Source organism: Mesorhizobium sp. LCM 4576 (assembly GCF_001854815.1).
Taxonomy (GTDB): domain Bacteria; phylum Pseudomonadota; class Alphaproteobacteria; order Rhizobiales; family Rhizobiaceae; genus Mesorhizobium; species Mesorhizobium plurifarium.
Genome location: NZ_MDDT01000021.1, coordinates 148,079 through 167,539 on the forward strand (window position 1 = coordinate 148,079; position 19,461 = coordinate 167,539).

The following is a 19,461-nucleotide window of genomic DNA, read 5'->3' on the forward strand; positions in this document are numbered from 1 at the left end:
CCAGTGCCTGAAGGTGAGCGGAGGCGACGTTCGCGACAGCGAGCCGTGCCAACGCCTCGGCAGGATCGAAGGCATTGCCGATAGTGGCGACGCATTGATTGCACCTGTCGGTGACAGAACCGGATTCAAGTACGGTCGACGGTTCGCGGCGTGGTTGGGCCTTGTGCCGCAGCAGCGATCAAGTGGAGGACGGGTCCGACTATTCGGCATCAGCAAACGCGGCGACCGTTATTTGCTGCGCACGCTGATGATCCACGGCGTCGCGCCGCTCTGGCGCAACGGCTCTCTTTCCGAACATGCACGGTGGCAAACTGAACGCCGACGGAGTCCAGGCACTGCTGAACAAATATGACACCAAAGCGCGCGAGCACTGCGTCTCCCTTCGGTTAAAACGGGTGTCGCCCCATGTCTTGCGGCGCAGCGCTGCCATGGAGCTACTACATGCCAGGGTCGATTGCTCAGTTATTGCCGTGTGGCTGGCCATGAGGCGATGGAAACGACGCTGACCTATCTTCATGCACATCTTGAACTGAAGGAATCCGCACTCGCAAAGCTGAAGCCGTACGAATGCGCTAAGGCCTAGCGATTTCGACCGAACGACCGGCTTCTGGAATCTTGAACGCCCTCTGAGCGCATCAGAACTATTCCGAGTGTCAACCATCGGCTCCCTACCGCATTGGCCGGGAATGCGGTCTAGTGTCCTTATCAAAAGAAGCACTCGGCTAGTTTGCCGGTCGGCATAAGRCACAACGAATGGCGTCGATCCCCTCGCCTGGCTCTCCCAGACCTTGTCTCGCATCGCCCAGCGCTGGCCCGAAGCCAAAATCAAATGCTCATGCCCTGAAACTTCAACCTAGACGCCATCAACTGGCCCCTTACGCAACAGATTCGTCAAAAAAATTTACTGAGTCTTTGCGAATGCAAGCCGCCGACAATGATAAGTTGGATTCAAACTGAGATTGGCCGTAGCTAGTTGTCTGACCCAATGATTTGGAATGCCTACACATAGAACATGCAGCGTTCACCGCAAGTGGCATACAGAGGCYATTTAATGGACATCGACATCTTCGAAGCTTATGAGTCTAACGTTCGTCGCTATGGACGGTCGTTTCCAACAGTATTTACTAAATCTCTGGGGGCGACAATCTGGGACGAGGCCGGCAAACCGTTTATTGATTTCCTAGTTGGGTCCGGTGCGCTTAACTACGGTCATAACAACCCAGATATCATGTCGCCGGCAATTAAATATCTCGTCGAAAAAAATATAGTTTTGTCGCTTGATATGAATACGGCCGCAAAGCGTGATTTCATCAGAGTGTTTGTCGACTCGATCTTGAAGCCCAGGGGGCTTTCTTACAAGATACAGTTTCCTGGGCCGACCGGGACAAACGCTAACGAAGCGGCTTTGGCGCTAGCGCGAAAATATACCGGCCGCTCGAGCGTTATGGHCTTCACAAATTCGTATCATGGGATGTCGCTCGGCTCCTTGGCGGTGTCGGGTTCAGCGTCAACCAGACAGCTTGGCGGCGTTGCTCGCCACGATGTGATCCGTGTCCCTTACGAGAACTATCCGAACCAAACTTTCGATTCCGCGAGTTACATTGATCACGTGTTGAGCGACCCAGGCAGCGGGATAGAGAAGCCGGCCGCAATCATCCTGGAGCCCATCCAGGCAGAAGGCGGCATGAACACCGCATCCGCACCTTGGCTCTCAGAAATTCAGCGCATTTGCCGTAAGCACGACGTTGTTTTCATCGTGGATGATATTCAGGCAGGTTCGGGACGAACAGGCGATTTCTTCTCGTTCGAGTTCGCGAAAATCGAGCCCGACATCGTGACCCTTTCGAAATCGCTAAGCGGTTCAGGTAATCCGTTGTCCATAGTTCTGATTCGCCCAGACTTGGATATATGGAATCCGGGAGAACATAGCGGGACCTTCAGAGGCAATAATCTCGCCTTCGTGACTTCGGCGGCCATGTGYACAATGTGGTCCGATAGGCTCTTTACTACAGCCATCGAGCGGACAACCGTCAAACTTCAAGAACACCTTGATCGCCTCGTTGYGAAATTCCCCATGTGCATCGAAMAAAAGCGCGGCCGTGGTTTGATGGCCGGCCTCAAGTGCCGTTCACAGGCCGATGTTGACCGCGTGCACGATGTCGCGTTCGAAAACGRCTTGCTGATCGAATCCTCAGGGCCAAATCGCGACGTTATCAAAGTCCTTCCGCCGATAACCATCTCAGATGACGAACTCGATCACGGCATGGCCATCCTCGATCACGCACTACAGGAGAAAACCAATGGCGACTAACCAAGTAGCTCAAACGCCGGCCATCTCGCCTCTTACAATCAAAGAACGAACCGGCTCGATTAGCACTGCGGAGATCATCTCGGTCCTGAAGGGTGAGATCACGGCACTGCACATCAAGCGAGCTTTCAGCACCGAAGTAGCCCAGGAGATCACCACGAACTTTGTTGGCAGCTCCGGTCTCAAGGAGCGCAAAGATGGCGTCCCCGGACAATATGTCGGCRCATCCCACTACAGGAAGGATGCAGCCACCTATTTCAAGGAGGCGGAAAATGCGCGGCCGCACGTTGACGCCCTTTTTGGCAATTTAGTTGACCCGGTCCGAGCCCTCTTCGACGCGTTGAAGCGCGAGCTTCACAAACAGGGCGTTGAATTGCGGCTGGCCCGTTCAGAACATGGCAAGGCCAATGTTTGTCGCGGTCTCAGCTGGTCTGGCAGCGGCACGTTTTCCTTGGACCCTCACGACGATGTCGCTCAAGTGTTACGTGCCGGGAACGATTTCGAGCTTTCTGCGGTGGCRCACAACATCGTCGCAGCACTCAACTTTTATCCCAGCATGCCTGATGAGGGTGGAAACTTGAGGCTCTGGAGTCACAAGCCGACCGTCGCAGATCGAAAGTCGCAGGGCGTGGAGAACACGGGATATCCCTACTCCGCAGCTTATCTCGATGCGGTGCCTAGTCGCGAAATCCAGCTCAAACCCGGGGACATCGCCCTACTTGATGGCGGTTTCGTTCACGGGGTCACCGGTCAATCAGGCAATGGAAAGCGTCGCTTGGTGCTGAACAGCTTTTTCGGACATGCGCGGCCAGATCTTGTTGTCTGGTGGACCTGATGGCTTGGATGTAGCAGTGACTGACCGGATTTCGACAGCTGCGCAGAGGAGGGTCAAAGACAATGTCAAAAAGGGCTCTCATCCTGGTCGAGGGCACAAGGAGCAACGGCCTTCCCTACGTGAAGGCAGCCCAGTGTCTTGGGCTCTAACCAATTACTCTAGGGGCTGATCCCGCTCGGCACGACTATCTCGCGGCGGGAGGGTTTGAGGAAAGCCGCGACCCGCGTCGTCGTCCTTGCGGCCGGGGCGTCGTCTCACCCAGCTTGGCCCTTGCGATCCAGCGGATCGCGCTYGATATCCCCACCCCAAATCGTGCCGCCGCCTGACGCGCCGGAAGTCCCTTCATCCGCAGCCTTCAAAACACGCAACCTAAGATCCTCTCCGAGCRCTCGCGCCATCGTCCACCTCCTGAAAGCAGACGTTGAATCAGAAGCGGCGTCGGCCGTCTCATCAAAATCGAATCATCGATCTCCGGACGTGCTAGCAAGCCAGCCGCGAGCCACAAGATCTACCCGTATCTCTTGCGCGGGACGATGATCGCACGGCTGAACCATGTCTGGGCGATGGACATCAGCTACATCCCGGTGCGGCACAGCTTCGTCTATCTTGCGGCCGTCGTCGACGTGTTCAGCCAGCGGTGCTGGCCCATCGGGTCTCAATCACGATGGAGGCGGCGTTTTGCGTCRCATCGCTCGAGGAGGCCCTGGCCAGACATGGCCGACCCGAGATCTTCAACATGGACCAGGGCAGCCAGTTCATCAGCCTTGAGTTCACAGGCGTGCTGGCGGCGGCGAGTGTGTCCATCAGGATGGATGGCAAAGGTGCCTGACGCGAGAATGTCTTCGTCGAGCGGCTGTGGCGCGCTATCAAATAGAGGCCTATCCGCGCTCCTACGACAGCGTGTCCGAGGCACGCGCGCCGATCGCCCGGTATCTTGCCTTCTATAATGGAGTGCGCTCGCATTCGAGCCTCGGCGGGCGCGCGCCCAACGAGGCTTCTTTCGGCCCAAGCCATGGCGACGGCCGCATGATCGTCGCCGCGCCCCGCGCTCAACGTAACCCGGCAGGATGCCATTTAAATTCGGCGGGACGCTATCCAAACAAGCGGAGCCTGTGTTTCCACTTACCGTGAGACCCCGTCCCGCGGCTGGGAAAAATACTCCTCGCGGGTCATTTCGTAATATTGGTAGAATCTGCCGTCATGCCAGCGGTCGTCAATATACCGCAGCCCAAGCTTTGTGGCTGCCCGCTGCGACCGCAAATTACAATGCCTAATGAGGCCGACTACCTTTTCCTTGGTCGAACCTCGCAAAGCGTGCGTGATGGCGAATCGTGCGGCCTCCAGCCCCAAACCTCGTCCTACTCCGCGTTGGAGCAATGAAATAGAGAGTTCGATATTGTTTGTGTCAGCGTAGTCACGCAGGCCACAGCGACCGATGAAAACAGGACTGTCAACGCATTTTTCATATACGATCCAAGTGCCGAAGCCGTTCTTGCGCCACTGTGCCAAAGACCTTTCGATCCAGTTGAGCACATCCTCAATCGTTTGCGGAGTATTATCATAGATTATCTTCTGAACCACGGGATCGGCATGCAACTGGAACAATTCCGCGGTGTGCTCGGGTCGCATGGAGGTGAGAATCAAACGTTCCGTCTGATACGTGGCCATAGGTATTTCCAATCTGAACGCTGTTGTGATGTCAGAGGCAAGYGCCTCCCCGCATCAATGGTGACCATGGACTTTTGAAAGACCAAGAGAGGCAATGTGGAACGAACTCCATCAGTTGGCCACAAGAGCTGCGCCAGTGCTGCGTCGCGATTCCTTATGTTGCAGGCGGGGGAATTCGCCAGCTTGTCTCGGCGGGTCGTCGGCGCTTCACATCGGCCTAAAACGCCACTACCCGAAATAGTTCGAGGCTTAATCTACTCCAGATAGGGTCGGAAATGGAGTTATCGACCAATCGATTAAGTCGACGGCATCCTGCAGTATCGCCTCTGTCCGAGCACGGCTGGGCGAAGTAGCGACGACATGTGCGATGCGGTCTCCGGAATCGCCGTTCATGATTATCGGCGTCTTGGGTTCAACGTACAATTTTACCTCGGCAACACCGGATAGGGCGGCCGCCCGTCTCCGGCCGTCGATCCAATCGAGAGTGCCATCGCACTCGGGAAGTAGGTACCGCGAGCCCGCTGCGTGTGACTGCCTTTCCCGCAAATCCAATTCCTCACCAACAACGAGCCTGATGTGGTTGGTGATGAGATCGACACCGTAAGCCAGTTGGACCATGTCAGGAACGGGCGAACCCGCAAGCCGCGGATTGACTTCAATGACGGTTGGACCGTGGTTCGTCCACCTAAGTTCAACGTTCGTTGGCCCCCAACCGAGCCCGAGAGCTCGCAAACAACTCAGCGAAAGATCTGCAATACGCTTGCAATCTTCGTCATTCAGCGGGGCCGGATAGAGGTGCCCGCGACAGACGAAATTAGGTGGAGCGTAGTTCGCCGCGCCAATGGCTATGACCTGATCTCCCATTATTTCAAGGTTATACTGAGGGCCTTGCGCAAACTCCTCGACAAGTATCATCGGTGAGGACTGCCATTTGTGCTTCCCGCTCAACAGATAGATCGTATGTTCGGCTATCTCATCGAGAGTGCGGCACAATCGGACACCACTGCTGCCGATGCCGATAGCTGGCTTAAGAATTACCGGTAGACCGATCTCGGCGGCAGAGCGTTTAATCTCCGTCGCATCCGCTGCCATACGATATGCAGGTACGCGAAGGCCAGCCTCAGCGAGCACCTGACGTTGAACGGATTTGTCGCAACACCGTTCAACCGCCCTAGCGTTCGGGCCCGGCAGATCGAAGTACCGGCAGAGCTGGCCAACCATCGCATAGACCGACTCCTGGGCGCTGGTAATACCAGCTATTTCATAGATCGAGCGCAGCCGGATACATTCTCGGATCAGCGAATCAAAGTCATTGTTATCGACACGGATCGCCTCAATTCCGAACTGCGTGAGATAATCAAATGACTCCAGATTCCCAGAGATCGTAATTGGATGAATATCAAGACGTCTAGCTGCTTCGCAATATAATGGGCTATTACTTGCGCCTTCCAGAAATATTATTGCGCGTTTTGGCATATTTTCCGACCACTCACGATGTTCTAAATGGTTTGTGCGTCTTTGCCCGTGTGACCGGTCAGACTTGAAGTAATTTATCATTCCTGTCGACATTGTTTCGCGAAATATTCTTTAAGGTTGTTTGATCATTTTGTTGCGCGACCTCCTAACGCGGCGGTGAAATGGGCATTGCAGTGCATGCCCGTCCAGTCTGATCTCGCCGTGAAGCCGCACCGCCCGCCGGCGCAAATAGCCACGCAGGCCGTTTTCGCCTCTGGACTCTCTCGCAATCAGGCCGTCCACGCCACTAGAGGGATCCGACAGCAGGTGATCAAAATCGCCCGTGTTACAGTGAATCCAAGATAGCGGTCATAGGGTAGCCGTGTGACGCCGCCGAGCAGCTGGGCGGCGGCTGCACGGTGGTATCGGTTGCCGGTGCAGGAGAGACGCCAAGCCTCATGCCATGAACGCCGTTGGTGAACGCTATGATGTTGAGGCCGGCCGGGGATCTTGCGCGCTAGCTTGAGGGCAGCCTCGAGGGCATTGGAGCCGGTCGGTCCAGAAAACTGTACGACGTAGTTTAGCTGCCGCGGCCGAAGGATGGTGTCGTCTAACTTCCGCAGACTCCTTGGTTTCGTTATACAATCGAGGCCATGCGCGCTTCCGTCACCCGCAATGTAATCTGCGAGCGCGGATTTCAGCTCAGGGGGATCAATGGCAGCCTTCCTTCTTACAACCCGCGTCTCGTCTTTCACGGCCACTCCAAGCGAATTTCGAGACGAAGCAAGGATTTCGCCTTCGCGCGACTGGAAACCTTCCGCTGGGTCTCGTTAAAAGTAAATCCTCACCGAGCTTGAGATGTGCTTCAGGTTGGCTAAATGTACTGCATCTGGCAATCGGATATAGGTCGAGTTGCGATCGCGCGGCTGGCACTGCTTTTCGGGCAGTAGTCGCTATCCATAGTAGTGGGATTGAATCTAACACTTGGCGCCTCAAGCGAGGCGGCTTTCATCCTGTCGTCGACCTGTAGGCGGCCATCAACCGCTTCCTCGCCGATCATAATCCGACAACCCAAACGCTTGACCTGGACCGCCGACCCGGGCAGAATCATCGCCGTCAAATGTGGGCGGTCGCTTCGACAGCTCGGCGAAGAAGACCTCAACGGCGCGGAGCCAGGCRCCCTGCCTTCGCGCGCCAATCGATCCGTCCGACCAAACGCCCGGCAAACTACCCTTACTCAGCCGGGCCGAACCGCCGTCTGGCACAGTTCTGCACAGTGCGCCCATTTGGCGATTTGGCCCGGCCCCTGCAGCARCCAAGGTCTGGCTTAATGTAGCCAATCTGCCTTACCGCGCGCCGAATCCAAACATATCCACGATCCAAGTGCCCCTTGTTCGTCCCTCCACCGCTTTGGAAATCACTGCGATAGCACAAAGTGCGTTCACATAATGACATAAAGATTTCTTTATGCGAGGTTGACAAAAGAGCCGACTGCTGTGATTGTGTCCAAGCCATGGTTCTCCGTACGGTGCTGCCGTAGCGGAGCTAAGAGGGAAGCCGGTGCGATGCCGGCGCTGCCCCCGCAACTGTTAGAGGCGAGCCGACCCCACTCATGTCACTGAGGCGWACAGCCTCGGGAAGACGGGTAGAGGCTATGACCCCCGAGCCAGGAGACCTGCCACGGCGAACTATTGTCCACGGGCGGGGTGTCTCGGTGGCCGCTGCAGCCCGGCGCACGTACCGGCCTACTGGCGCCTTCGTTGCCTCCCACGCCCCAACCATCGGGGTATCRCATGACTCTCTCTCAGCAAATTCCTGTAGCAACGCTTGGTGTGCCGCGTATCGGTCGCAGGCGGGAACYGAAATTCGCGCTTGAAAGCTATTGGTCCGGAAAATCATGCGCTGCCGAGCTTCTGGCGACGGCAAAGGCGCTCCGTGCCGCGAGTTGGGAGGAGCAGCGCGATCGCGGTGTGTCGAAAATCCCGTCGAACGACTTCTCGCTCTACGACCATGTACTCGACACCGCCGCCATGGTTGGCGCCGTGCCGTCCCRCTACGTATGGAATGGCGGCGAGGTCCCACTCGACATCTATTTCGCCATGGCCCGCGGCAAACAAGGTCAGACGGGGAATTGCGACGCTGGTCGGGAGCATGCGGCTTGCCCTACGCTAACTGCGATGGAAATGACCAAATGGTTCGACACCAACTATCATTACATTGTGCCGGAACTTGACGACGATCAGGCGTTCACGCTCGCGTCGACCAGACCGGTTGATTATTTCCTCGAGGCTAAAGCCCTGGGCATTCATACACGCCCGGTCATCCTTGGACCGGTCACTTTTCTGAAGCTGGCGAAGTCACCTGCCGAAGGTTTCAATCCCCTCGCGCTCCTGCCGCGGCTTCTGCCCGTCTACGAGCAACTCCTGCGGAGGTTGATATTTTCGGGAGCCGATTGGGTGCAGATCGATGAGCCAGCGCTTGTGCTCGATCTAAACCCGAACGAACGAGCCRCACTTGAATTTGCCTATGGCCAGTTGTCGAAGGCCGCGCCCGAGCTGAAGATCATGCTGGCTACTTATTTCGGGCCGCTGGGGGACAATCTCGAGACGGCGATATCGCTGCCTGTGGCGGGCCTGCATCTTGATCTCTCGCGTGCTCCCGAACAGCTGGAGACGGCTGGTCGGCTCGCGCCTAAGGACCTGGTGCTCTCGCTTGGCTTGATCAATGGCCGCAACGTCTGGCGCGCGAACCTCACTGCCATTCTCGACCGCATCAAGCCGATCGTCGCGGGCTGGCCCTTGGACCGAGTCGAGATCGCGCCTTCGTGCTCGATGCTGCATGTGCCGATGGACTTGCGTATGGAGACGGTACTGGATGCGAACATCGGGTCGTGGCTCGCCTTCGCGGCCCAGAAGACCGACGAGCTGGTCATCCTGGCCCGGGCCTTGTCCCAAGGTAGAGATGCCGTGGCTGGCGAGTTGAAAGCTTCTGACGAGGCTGCCGCGACTCGCGCAACATCCACGAAGGTCCATGACCCGCTCGTTGAAGGGCGGATCGCCGGCATCAACGGCGCTATGAAGCAACGAAAGAGCGCATTTGCCGAACGTTCCAGGGTCCAAGCCCGCACGCTCGGCCTGCCGCCGTTCCCGACAACGACCATTGGATCCTTTCCGCAGACGCCTCAGGTGCGCAAGGCGCGTTCCGCTCACGCGAAGGGCCAGCTCAGCTATGTCGACTACGAAACCTTTCTGAAGAAGGAGATCGAGGCTGCTATTCGCTGGCAGGAGGAGATCGGGCTGGACGTGCTGGTGCATGGCGAGTTCGAACGAAACGACATGGTGCAGCATTTCGGCGAGCAACTTTCCGGCTTTGCCTTCACCGAACATGCCTGGGTGCAGAGCTATGGGTCGCGCTACGTGCGTCCCCCCATCATCTTCGGCGACGTATCGCGCTCCAATCCGATGACGGTGCGCTGGTGGCAATTCGCCCAGTCGCTTACGCAAAAGCCTGTGAAGGGAATGCTCACAGGCCCAGTGACCATTCTCAATTGGTCTTTTGTTCGCGACGACGTACCCCGCTCCGAGGTCTGCCGCCAGATCGCGCTGGCCATTCGCGATGAAGTGACGGACCTCGAAAGATCCGGCGCAAGGATGATCCAGATCGACGAAGCCGCATTTCGCGAAGGCTTGCCACTGCGCAAGTGCGACAGGAAGGTCTATCTCGACTGGTCGGTCGAATGCTTCCGGATCTCTTCAACAGGTGTAAAGGACACGACTCAGATCCATACCCATATGTGCTATTCGGAGTTCAACGAGATCATCGACGCGATCGCTGAGCTGGACGCGGATGTAATTTCGATTGAGACATCGCGCTCGGCAATGGAACTGCTTGACGCCTTTACGAGCTCTAAATATCCCAACCAAATCGGTCCCGGAGTCTATGACATCCACTCACCGCGCGTTCCGGAAGTCGCCGAGATTTCGGCCCTCCTCATGCTTGCCCGCGAGCGCTTGTCTGATGGTCAACTTTGGGTAAACCCCGACTGTGGTCTCAAAACACGCAATTGGGAGGAGGTCCGCCCTGCCCTCGTGAACATGGTCGCTGCAGCACGCGCGCTCCGGGAGAAAGTGCAGGTCTGAGGGTTTGCCGAATTCAACTCTCGTCATGTGGCTCCCCGACGGCTACTGCTGCGGAGGATTTCGCGAAAACGCCTCGGTTCGCAGAACGTCCTGGCAACATGATACCATCCTACGCGCAGACGGCGGAAGCGTCGTCTGCGCCTTTAGATTAGACTAGGGGACTTGGCGGAAGTCGCGTGGCCTTCCCTCTCAGTGATGGTTCGTCGTTACCGTTTTTTGCGACTTCCGAAGCTCAGGCCATTTATTTTCCTGAAATCCGCGAGACCGGTCGAGGCGTTGTCGCGGTTTCGGCCGGCCGTGTCGGAGCGCTTGATGATTTCGATGGTCCACGTGCCCAGGTCGGCCAGGGCCTGCGTCAGTTTTTCTCCGGCATAGCCACCGTCGGCGAATAGATGGCGCGGCCATGGGTAAAGCTGTCGAATGGAGGCGGTGACGACAACTGCCCCATCCCTGTCCTGAATGTCGGCCGCGTRCACCCTCAACCCGACAAGGTGCCCCTCGGTGTCGGTAATGATATGGCGCTTACGGCCCTTGATCTTCTTGCCGGCATCATAGACACGCAAACCGGCAGCGTCCGTGGTCTTTGCTGATTGACTGTCGATAATGCCGGCGCTCGGGCTCGCCTCGCGACCAAGCGCCAGGCGTGCCGCAGCCACCAGGTGGGGTAGTGTGCTGAGAGTTCTGCAAAATTGCTGCGAGAGGGCGGTCATGGCAGGCTGGTGATTGTTCACGTCACCGATTCCCGCGAAGGAACGCCACCATGACCAAGACTGAAGATAAATCCGCCATAGCCGCCGTCAAAGACATTCTGCWTTCGAACCCGGATGGATTGCACGAGGTGATCCGCGCGGTGATGCACGAGGTGCTCGAGGCCGAGATGGACGAGGCGCTGGGTGCTTCGAAGAGCGAGCGCACGCCGGAGCGTCTTGGCTATCGCTCCTGGCTATTACGGCCGCACTCTTGTGACGCGGGTCGGCAAGCTTGAAAATCGGCGGAATTTGGCACATAGGTGTGTCTGCGCCTGGCGCGGATCGGATCGGGAATCGGCGTTTCGCTCTCGCAACGCTCGTCCTTCACGCGCTGGAAAGCGGTAGTGTCATGCCGACTCAATCAACATCGTCGTTCGATGCTGGTGATCTCGCCCCGGTTGCTCCGCTTACCGCTGGAATGCTCGGCAGGACAAGACCGATCCAGGCCATAAGCTGCTTGGGGTTGTCGGACCGACGAGGTCGCCGGTCTCAGCAACAAGCGTCACGGCCGTCATAAGCTTGACCCCGCGCAAAGCCTGAAGCGCCTGACGAATCGAAGCCAGCGGCCAATCCGTGACAGCTCCACCAGAACTTTTTCCGACCCGAATGCATCGCTTATATTCCTCATGGACGAACTGTCGATTGCTGTAAGGGGAAGACCTGTTCCGCAACCAACGCCAATGGCCATGGCCCAATTCGCCTTGGCCTCGAAGCGGGGCATGCCGCAACAGAACGCCCTTCAGGAGCCGATTAGCCCCTACTTGATTTGGCGGCTCCCCAAGGGAGCGAGGCCGTGGTTTTGTTGGTACAATGGCAAACGCGGTAAGGAGGATAAACCTATGAAGCTTGCTTCCGGATACAAGGCGTTTTGGGAAGCCGCCCACAAGAACTACCCGGATCAAACAAAGCCCGGTGGTAATCTTGATTGGGCAAATTGCGATAAGCAGCGCTGTGAATGCTGAGTGTTCCGGCCGCTTTGCAAAGCCATCGGCACGAGGATGGAACTCGTCTTTTCACGCAAAGCTTTTTCCTAACCAAGACACAAAAATTGGAGCCTTGGCGCAATCGTACAAGGGGTTACTTAATGTCAAGACGCCTTTTGACCTATATTTGTATACGAGGCTTATTTGGGAACTTCAGCCGAGGACAATACTGGAACTCGGTTCTCTTCAGGGTGGAAGCGGGCTGTGGTTTGCCGATCAAATGTCTGTGCTCTGCGAGAATAAAGGTGAAGTTCATTCTTTTGACATCCATACCGAATGCATCCACGTAGATGCAAATCATCCAATGCTTACATTTCATAAGATTGACCTCCTAGACCTCGCGACTTTCGACGAACACCTTCTGGAGAATCTGCCTCATCCTTGGATTGCGGTTGACGATGCGCACGTACAAATATTTTCTACGTTTGATTACTTGGAGAAATTCCTTGTATCTGGAGATTACTATGTTATTGAAGATGATCCAATGCGTGCGGATAGTGAGATTATCGATGGACTGCAGTTGATCGAGAAATCTGGATTTTTGATTGATACTTATTACACCGACGCGTTCGGGACCAATTTTACTTGCGCTCCAAATGCATGGCTTCGGAAGTCTTAAGAGCTTGGCTCCAAACTCGGTTACGTGGAGGTGGAGCTGCGCGGCGGCGGAGCTTGAGGCGGAATGGAGGCGACGAATATCCATGCCTCGGCGATTGCGATAGTCGCCTCGAAGCCCTGGTGAGCCGGCGACAACGTCCGAGCCAGGCGAAAGTTCGCTCGACAACCCACAGTCGCGGCAGTGTCGGAGCGCTTGATGATTTCGATGGTCTACGTGCCCAGGTCGGCCAGGGCCTGCGTCAGTTTTTCTCCGGCATAGCCACCGTCGGCGAATAGATGGCGCAGACACGGGTAAAGCTATCTAATGGAGGCGGTGACGCCAACTGCCCCTGGGTGTCGGCCGCGTGCACCCTCAGCCGGACAAGGCGCCCCTCGGTGTCGGTAATGATATGGCGCTTGCAGCCCTTGATCTTCTTGCCGGCATCATAGCCACGCAAACCGGCAACGTCCGTGGTCTTTGCTGATTGACTGTCGATAATGCCGGCGCTCGGGCTCGCCTCGCGACCAAACRCCAGGCGTGCCGCAGCCACCAGGTRGAAGTTGATGGTCTTCCACAGGCCACTGTCCCGCCAGGCATAGAAATAGCTGAGTGGCTCCGTCCGTTGTGATTCGCTTGAGCTGTCTAGACTTGAGCAGGATTTCACAACATGGGTTGGACGGAGACCACCCAGCGGCAGTATTGCCGCGCGGGGCAGCGAGATGCGCCTTCGCTCCAGGCATGAACGGCAACGCCCATTCCCGGTCCGTCATTGCATTTGCTGCCAGTGGCGGGCATTGCCGGACCRCTTTCCGCCGGTTTCGACGGTTCAACGGTCAGGACGACCGCGCGACCGAGCTTCGGGCGGAGGTGGACGCACTCCTTTATATTGCCTGGACAGGCTGCGAGTCCGCCCAACCTTGAGTTTTGGGTCAGGCTATCAAGCCGATCGCTATGTAACTGATCTACTGTAATAAATGGAACCTTCGTCCCGGCGAGGCTGTGCATAATCACCGGGTGCGCATATGGAGCCCTCTCCATAAAGCGCATGCGTAGACATTTGCCGGGACCGAGCGCGGCGCCGACCGGGCTGCCGTCATGTTGACGTCCATCACACCTGCCGCCTGAACGACGTCGACCCAAAAGCCTGGCTCGCCGACGTTCTCRCACGGATCTCTGATCTGCCAAGTTCCCGCCGCACGAACTGCTGCCATGAGAATGGAAAAATCTGCGCGCCGACGAACTGGCCGGTCAGCAGACCGCCGCAGCCTGAACTGATCGCATCACCATAACGACCACTACTGGCCCACGCGACGCTTCATTGCGCGGCCTTCAGCGTAGGCATACGCTGGACCTAAGGTAGTTATAGAGGTCAAGGTGCTCCGGTGCTCCTGCACTTTTCTCAGATGGTACCGCTCCGCGGTTTGCGCTTGAGCAGGTAGACAAGCCAGAGTGAGACAGCATCGGCGGATGTCTCGGGTGACGTTAGCACATCCTAGGCAGCGAAATCGTACATGGCCCAGGATTTGGCGAGAGATGGCCTCTTCGCGGATGATATCATCGTTGGTAGTCCCGCTGCTTCCCGATTTCGAACGTGCGGCCAGATGCAGGGTCAGAGTCGAATTTGCYTGGGGACTTCAAGTGGACCTCAAGACCGCCGGTCCGCCCACATGCTGCATGAGGCCGGACACGTTCRTCGCTGCCGGCAATGGCTTGTGGACCGCCGGCACATCTATCGTCGCCACCAGAACGCCAGGGCGCGGCTCTTCGGCCTGCCACGGCAGACACTTGACAGGGAGCTGCCGCGAAGAGCATGTATAAAGGCCAACCTTGTTGTGAAATCTGCAAGACAGCCTTCGAGAAGGTCTTGGCTATGGGTGGTTTTCCAGCGGCGAGCGCCCGGCTAGAAACGGTTCCATCATCTGTCGCGATGGACCGGAGCCACAGGTTTCACGATGGATGCGCAGCGGCGCCAAGACACTTGCGGGATCCAACCTCGGTCATTTGTCGCAGCCATTGCGGGCCAGCCGATAAGGCGTTCAATAATCCTTGAGCCAACTGTCGCGCTTAACAATTTGGTCTACGGCCCACCATTGGGGATCTGATGGTCTCGCGGTCCTCGTATTGCTAGTAACTTAGAGGTGCCTCAATAGTATCATTTCGGATTCCGAAATGAGGTTCAGCGCTGGATCGCAGTTTAAGTTGACCCTTCCTCACTATAGCGCAGGCCAAATTTTTCGAGCTGCTCCTTGTTCTAAAAGCGTTCAAATTTAGTTTTCCTAAGCCTTTGAGGGCACCGAAGCCGATCCCGCCGTCCGTCGCTCCTTTGAATGTCAGATGCGCCTCTTCGACGAGATCGAGGAAATCGTTGTCCCAGACTGCGGATTCCGAAGATGGCGCGCATGTATGYGCGGCGACAACTGCGGTAGCCGGTTCAGCGACGACTATGATGGCCGGTGGGATCGCCCATCGGGCCCGGTCCTAGGGAGGGGCGGAGCCCCGACCGGAGAGCGGGTCTGACGGGCGGGCGCGACAGAATCGCGGGCTTGATATGCCACGCCATGATCGCGCCTTGGATCATCGATGCGCCGATGAACAAGGCACGTTTCGAACTCTATGTCGAGACCCAGCTTGCACCCGAACTCAAACCGGGCGACGTCGTCATCCTCTACAATCTCGCTGCCCACCGGAGCGAGCGGGCGGCCGAGCTGGTGCGCCAGCGCGGTGCCTGGCTGCTGCCGCTGCCGGCCTACTTGCCGGACCTCAATCCAATTGAAATGGCGTTCTCGAACTCAAGGCGCTGCTCAGAAAGAAGGCCGCGCGATTCTTCGACGCGTTATGCAACGCGCTCAAGAATATATGCGACCTATTCAACCCGCTGCAGTGCAGAAACCTATTCAAAGCTGCCGGATATGAGGCCAATTAAACGCGACGTGCTTTAAGTTAGTAGTCGCGTTACTCTTCAAGTGATGGGTAATGAAAGCTTTTTGGTGCGGCCGCCATCGATAACGCAGACCTGCCCAGTCACAAAGGCGCTTTCTTCGGAGGCAAGCCAGACCGCTAGATTGCCGACGTCAGCAGGCTCCCCTAGGCGCCCTACCGGGTGCATGACCATCAGCTCCTTGCGGACGCGCTCCCTGTCGGCCATGCTGTCGATGTAGGCCTGACTGAGATCTGAGTTAATCCAACCAGGAGCGATGGCATTGCAGCGGATGCCCTCGTGCCCATGGTCTACGGCCACAGCCGCGGTGAAGCCGTGAATGYCTGCCTTCGAGGCGGAATAGGCCGGATGCCCCGGATTCGACGCYAGCCCTTCGATCGAGCCGATGTTGACGATGCTTGCGGGGCGACGCTTTCGAAGGTGCGGCATCGCCGCCTTCGTCAACAGAAATGGCGCTTTCAGATTGACATTCATCATCTGGTCCCAGTCCGCCTCGGTCATATCTTCGACCGTCTTCTCGAACATGATGCCGGCATTGTTGACCAAAATATCCAGTCCGCCGAGCCGCTCGACAACCGTATGGACCGCGGAGGCGATTTCCTGGGCGCTGGAGAGATCCGCCTTTATATAGATGGTGCGCTCACAAAGCATGGCATCGGGCGGCGGGTTCCTTTGTACAAGGGCGACTTTGGCCCCTTCTTCARCAAAGCGCTGGGTTACGCCGGCGCCGATGYCGCGTCCGCCGCCGGTAATGATCGCGATCTTGTCTTTCAGTCTGTTAGCCATAGTATTCCTTAGTAGACCGGCTTTGCGCCGTTCGCTTCAAGCGCCGTGCCGGAGATGTAGCGARCCGCGTCGGAGCACAAGAAGTACACCAGGTCCGCGATCTCTTGCGGTTCGGCAATGCGCCCGAGCGAAACCGTCTTATTCAACWCGGCTATAGYGGWGTCAGGGTTGAAGCCGCGTTGGCAAAGCCGATGCGCAGCATCGCGCTGTTGACCTCGTTCGGGCAAACCGCGTTGACCCGGATACCGTCGCCAACAGTTGACGATCGCACAACCGCCACGGCCCTTCATCTGTCCGATAGCCTCTCCGGCATGTGTAGAAGGTCGACCTCAGGTTAGGYCTGCTGACTCACCCCCATAAGGACGGTGAGCGCTCTTGCACCCTGCGCCACGCCAATCTGCACCTTTGTCATCATGTTCTCTCCTGGTATCTGATAGCCGTAGACCCGGTTGTGCGCGCGGATTGATTTCTCGTCACTCGCTGGTACAGACGCTCTGCGAAGAGCACTGCATTTGTCGTGCCAACGAGAAGAACATGGGAAACGGGTCCAAGACACTAGGAGAAATGCCGTCACCTCCGCCCCTTGCTGGCGCAGTAGGYGGCGTGACCAGGGCATGATAAAGCCCTCAACAAGATGCGACGCTTCCGACACACTCTTGTCTCGGATACTGTCGTTTTTCGAGCTGATATTGTCGTTTATTGCACAAACGGCCGAAAGCACTCGAGAGCTATCCCTGACACATTGGGCAGAGGAGGAAGGAGACATATACCTCACGAAGCGGTCGCGACGCTGGTCATGCGAGGCGGGCTCTTCCATCCACAACTTCGATGTCTCATGCGAGAATGTTTGGCCTRCCAATCAGGCTTGAGGCGATCGCAATCTCTCTCGTTAGCACTAGCCGCTGATCCGGCCGAGCATGGTCATGTCGATCATGTGATCCTTCTTCCAGCCCGTTACGCCAGGCTGAAAACTCTCTTCGAACGCGATCGAGAGTAAGCGCGTAGGCCACTCCACGTGGCGTGCGGGATTCTCAACGCTCATTTTCTGCATGAGTCATGCGGAGAATCCTATGAGGGAAGGTGTGAATCATCGGACATTTGAGGTTTTGACGGCGGAGCCGGTGCGGTCGCGTCGCAAGCCCCGTCGTTGGTCGGACGAGGACAAGGCGGGGCTTGTTGCGGAGGCGTTGGCGCCGGGGAGCAATGTTTCTGCGATTGCCCGCTCTCACGGACTGGACCCCTCGCAGGTCTATGCGTGGCGCCGCAAGGCGCTGGCGTCTGGAGCGGTTTCGCCGCTGATAGGGGAACAGGTCAAGCCAGTCAGGTTCACGCGCTTTGAAGCGGTAGGCAGTGAGCTGGTGGAAATCGTCGTCGGCGACGTGGTGGTGCGCGTCGGCGGCGATGTTGATCCCGATCGTCYGGTCAAGATCATGCGCGCGGTGCGCAAGACATGATCGCCTCAGGAGTTATCGTTTACGTGTCGTGCCAGCCGGTCGACTTCCGCAAGGGAGCCGCATCGTTGATGGCTCTGGTGAGGGATGGCGGCCTCGACCCGTTCTCAGCGCTTCACGTGTTCCGCTCGAAGCGAGCGGACCGTGTCCGCATCGTGTGGTGGGACGGCAGCGGGGTCTGCCTTTATTCGAAAACCCTGGAGGAGTACAGCTTCTGCTGGCCGGCGATATCGGCGGCGCGGATGCGCCTGGACCATTCGCAGTTGATGGCTCTTCTTGCCGGGTTGGACTGGAAGAAGATTCGCCCGGCCAAGGGTAGGCGGCCGTTGTCGACGGGCTGAAATCGGCCTGCGGCAAGATGAATCATGGTGTTGTAATTGTTGGGAAAGCGGCTGTTTTTGTGCTCTATCTCCCTCCATGGTTCTGTCCTCTCCTGACCTGCCGGACGACATCGATCCGCTGAAGGCGATGGTCCTCGCGATGGCCAGCGAGCGGGCTGCAAACGAAGCCCAGCTTGCAGCAGCGACGGCGGAGGTCGCCCGGCTGACGGCGGTCGAGAGAAGCGCTAACGAGCGGATCGCCAACCTCACATCGATCGTGAAGGTGCTGGAGCCTGCGCAATACGGCAAGCGTTCCGAACGGCTGCGCCTGTCGATCAACGACGAGCAGGCTTCCTTTGCCTTCGAAGAGGTCGAGACTGGTCTTTCCGCGATCCAGAGCGAACTCGCCCAGGCAGTTGGCAACAAGCCGAAGCGTGCTGCGCGTCCGCGCAAGGGCTTTGCCGCGCATCTCGAACGCATCGAAGGAAGTCCTCGAGCCAGACATCCCGGCCGATTGCGAGGGGCTGGAAAAGGTTCTGATCGGAGAGGATCGATCCGAACGGCTGGACGTCGTGCCGCCRAAGTTCCGGGTCATCGTGACGCGCCGTCCCAAATATGCCTTCAGGATCGTGACGGTGTGGTCCAGGCGCTGGCGCCGGAACACATCGTCGAAAGCGGCCTGCCGACAGAGAGGCTGCTTGCCTATATCGCCGTGTCGAAATACGCGGACGGGCTTCCGCTTTACCGACAGGAGGCGATCTATCTGCGCGATGGCGTCGAGGTCAGCCGATCATTAATGGCTCAGTGGATGGGGCATCTGGGCTTCGAATTGCAGATGCTGGCTGATTATATCCTTGAGCGCATCAAGGAGGGCGAAAGGATTTTCGCTGACGAAACCAACCACCTTGCCTACCCTTGTCCCAGGAGCCGGCCAGACCATRAAAGCCTGGTTATGGGCCTATGCGCGCGATGATCGACCATACGGTGGAACCAGTCCGCCCATGGTTGCCTATCGTTTTGAGGACAGCAGAGGCGCCGAGTGCGTGGCGCGTCATCTCGCCGGGTTCAGCGGCATCCTCCAKGTCGACGGCTACTCAGCCTATACCAATAGCCGAGACGCGGGCCAAAATCAGCAGCAATGAAACGGTCAGACTGGCGGGCTGCTGGGCCCATTATCCAGGGCGAAGTTTTATCTCGAGTACTGCCGCTGAGAAGCTGTATTCTGGCGGAA

12 protein-coding genes, 8 pseudogenes and 1 riboswitch are annotated in these 19,461 nt (G+C 57.4%); of the genes and pseudogenes, 13 read left to right on the forward strand and 7 right to left on the reverse strand.

Annotation, left to right across the window (positions count from 1 at the left end):
• Nucleotides 1-13 precede the first annotated feature (13 nt).
• From LCM4576_RS37725 to LCM4576_RS12190, 4 genes are all read left to right on the forward strand, one after another.
• Nucleotides 14-352: a transposase gene (locus LCM4576_RS37725; RefSeq protein ID WP_407067373.1), complete on the forward strand. Its 339-nt coding sequence runs from the start codon at nt 14-16 to the stop codon at nt 350-352.
• Nucleotides 297-506 (forward strand): hypothetical protein, encoded by a 210-nt coding sequence (locus LCM4576_RS34690; protein WP_244510786.1) that lies wholly within the window; start codon nt 297-299, stop codon nt 504-506. The genes LCM4576_RS37725 and LCM4576_RS34690 overlap by 56 nt, the downstream gene beginning before the upstream one ends.
• 545 nt (nt 507-1,051) lie before the next feature.
• Nucleotides 1,052-2,311 carry a diaminobutyrate--2-oxoglutarate transaminase gene (ectB, locus tag LCM4576_RS12185; RefSeq protein ID WP_071032316.1) on the forward strand — a complete coding sequence of 420 codons (1,260 nt, stop codon included), beginning with the start codon at nt 1,052-1,054 and terminating at the stop codon, nt 2,309-2,311.
• Nucleotides 2,301-3,143, forward strand: a complete 843-nt coding sequence (locus LCM4576_RS12190; RefSeq protein WP_071032317.1) for a hypothetical protein — start codon at nt 2,301-2,303, stop codon at nt 3,141-3,143. The genes ectB and LCM4576_RS12190 overlap by 11 nt, the downstream gene beginning before the upstream one ends.
• A 202-nt stretch (nt 3,144-3,345) precedes the next feature.
• Here LCM4576_RS12190 and LCM4576_RS37150 read toward each other — a convergent pair.
• A pseudogene (locus LCM4576_RS37150) lies at nt 3,346-3,541 on the reverse strand (helix-turn-helix domain-containing protein); the annotation flags it as partial.
• 84 nt (nt 3,542-3,625) lie between these two features.
• Here LCM4576_RS37150 and LCM4576_RS37155 point away from each other — a divergent pair.
• Nucleotides 3,626-4,173: pseudogene (locus LCM4576_RS37155) on the forward strand (DDE-type integrase/transposase/recombinase); the annotation flags it as partial.
• A gap of 92 nt (nt 4,174-4,265) precedes the next feature.
• Here the strand turns inward: LCM4576_RS37155 and LCM4576_RS12195 are convergent.
• Nucleotides 4,266-4,811 (reverse strand): GNAT family N-acetyltransferase, encoded by a 546-nt coding sequence (locus tag LCM4576_RS12195; protein ID WP_042646756.1) that lies wholly within the window; start codon nt 4,809-4,811, stop codon nt 4,266-4,268.
• 249 nt (nt 4,812-5,060) lie between these two features.
• A complete protein-coding gene (locus tag LCM4576_RS12200) occupies nt 5,061-6,287 on the reverse strand; it encodes an acetyl-CoA carboxylase biotin carboxylase subunit family protein (RefSeq protein WP_042646757.1) in 1,227 nt (408 codons plus the stop codon).
• 1,476 nt (nt 6,288-7,763) lie between these two features.
• A riboswitch (cobalamin riboswitch) is annotated at nt 7,764-7,964 on the forward strand.
• A 95-nt stretch (nt 7,965-8,059) separates the two neighbouring features.
• On the opposite strand from LCM4576_RS12200, the gene metE reads away from it, so the two are divergent.
• Nucleotides 8,060-10,405: a 5-methyltetrahydropteroyltriglutamate--homocysteine S-methyltransferase gene (gene metE, locus LCM4576_RS12210; protein WP_071032318.1), complete on the forward strand. Its 2,346-nt coding sequence runs from the start codon at nt 8,060-8,062 to the stop codon at nt 10,403-10,405.
• Between the two features lie 293 nt (nt 10,406-10,698).
• On the opposite strand, the pseudogene LCM4576_RS12215 reads toward metE, so the two are convergent.
• A pseudogene (locus LCM4576_RS12215) lies at nt 10,699-11,064 on the reverse strand (transposase); the annotation flags it as partial.
• Between the two features lie 101 nt (nt 11,065-11,165).
• Between LCM4576_RS12215 and LCM4576_RS12220 the strand changes: the two are divergent.
• Both LCM4576_RS12220 and LCM4576_RS34705 read left to right on the forward strand, forming a co-directional pair.
• A pseudogene (locus LCM4576_RS12220) lies at nt 11,166-11,397 on the forward strand (transposase); the annotation flags it as partial.
• A gap of 678 nt (nt 11,398-12,075) precedes the next feature.
• The gene (locus LCM4576_RS34705) at nt 12,076-12,756 is read left to right on the forward strand and encodes a CmcI family methyltransferase (RefSeq protein WP_157901210.1); all 681 of its coding nucleotides are present in this window, start codon (nt 12,076-12,078) and stop codon (nt 12,754-12,756) included.
• On the opposite strand, the pseudogene LCM4576_RS37160 reads toward LCM4576_RS34705, so the two are convergent.
• Nucleotides 12,719-13,505: pseudogene (locus LCM4576_RS37160) on the reverse strand (IS5 family transposase). The gene LCM4576_RS34705 and the pseudogene LCM4576_RS37160 sit on opposite strands and share 38 nt — an antisense overlap.
• Before the next feature lie 283 nt (nt 13,506-13,788).
• On the opposite strand from LCM4576_RS37160, the pseudogene LCM4576_RS34710 reads away from it, so the two are divergent.
• Both LCM4576_RS34710 and LCM4576_RS12235 read left to right on the forward strand, forming a co-directional pair.
• A pseudogene (locus LCM4576_RS34710) lies at nt 13,789-13,948 on the forward strand (transposase domain-containing protein); the annotation flags it as partial.
• A 1,321-nt stretch (nt 13,949-15,269) separates the two neighbouring features.
• Nucleotides 15,270-15,658: pseudogene (locus LCM4576_RS12235) on the forward strand (transposase); the annotation flags it as partial.
• 36 nt (nt 15,659-15,694) lie between these two features.
• Here LCM4576_RS12235 and LCM4576_RS12240 read toward each other — a convergent pair.
• Both LCM4576_RS12240 and LCM4576_RS34715 read right to left on the reverse strand, forming a co-directional pair.
• Nucleotides 15,695-16,459, reverse strand: coding sequence for an SDR family NAD(P)-dependent oxidoreductase (locus tag LCM4576_RS12240; protein ID WP_071032322.1), 765 nt, complete (start codon nt 16,457-16,459; stop codon nt 15,695-15,697).
• An 8-nt stretch (nt 16,460-16,467) separates the two neighbouring features.
• Nucleotides 16,468-16,749 carry an SDR family oxidoreductase gene (locus tag LCM4576_RS34715; RefSeq protein WP_244510787.1) on the reverse strand — a complete coding sequence of 94 codons (282 nt, stop codon included), beginning with the start codon at nt 16,747-16,749 and terminating at the stop codon, nt 16,468-16,470.
• Nucleotides 16,750-17,529: 780 nt separating this feature from the next.
• On the opposite strand from LCM4576_RS34715, the gene LCM4576_RS12245 reads away from it, so the two are divergent.
• The 3 genes and pseudogenes from LCM4576_RS12245 to tnpC all read left to right on the forward strand — a co-directional run.
• Nucleotides 17,530-17,913 (forward strand): transposase, encoded by a 384-nt coding sequence (locus tag LCM4576_RS12245; protein ID WP_071032337.1) that lies wholly within the window; start codon nt 17,530-17,532, stop codon nt 17,911-17,913.
• Entirely contained in the window at nt 17,910-18,251 is a 342-nt protein-coding gene (gene tnpB / locus LCM4576_RS12250) for an IS66 family insertion sequence element accessory protein TnpB (RefSeq protein ID WP_071032323.1), read from the forward strand. Before LCM4576_RS12245 ends, tnpB begins: the two co-directional genes overlap by 4 nt.
• A gap of 76 nt (nt 18,252-18,327) precedes the next feature.
• A pseudogene (tnpC, locus tag LCM4576_RS12255) lies at nt 18,328-19,423 on the forward strand (IS66 family transposase); the annotation flags it as partial.
• Between the last annotated feature and the right edge of the window lie 38 nt (nt 19,424-19,461).

Excerpts from the sequence above, each read along its gene's own strand:
- tnpB (WP_071032323.1), top strand. The coding sequence starts at position 17,910 with ATGATCGCCTCAGGAGTTATCGTTTACGTGTCGTGCCAGCCGGTCGAC.
- LCM4576_RS12195 (WP_042646756.1), bottom strand. The coding sequence starts at position 4,811 with ATGGCCACGTATCAGACGGAACGTTTGATTCTCACCTCCATGCGACCC.
- LCM4576_RS12200 (WP_042646757.1), bottom strand. The coding sequence starts at position 6,287 with ATGCCAAAACGCGCAATAATATTTCTGGAAGGCGCAAGTAATAGCCCA.
- LCM4576_RS34690 (WP_244510786.1), top strand. The coding sequence starts at position 297 with ATGCACGGTGGCAAACTGAACGCCGACGGAGTCCAGGCACTGCTGAAC.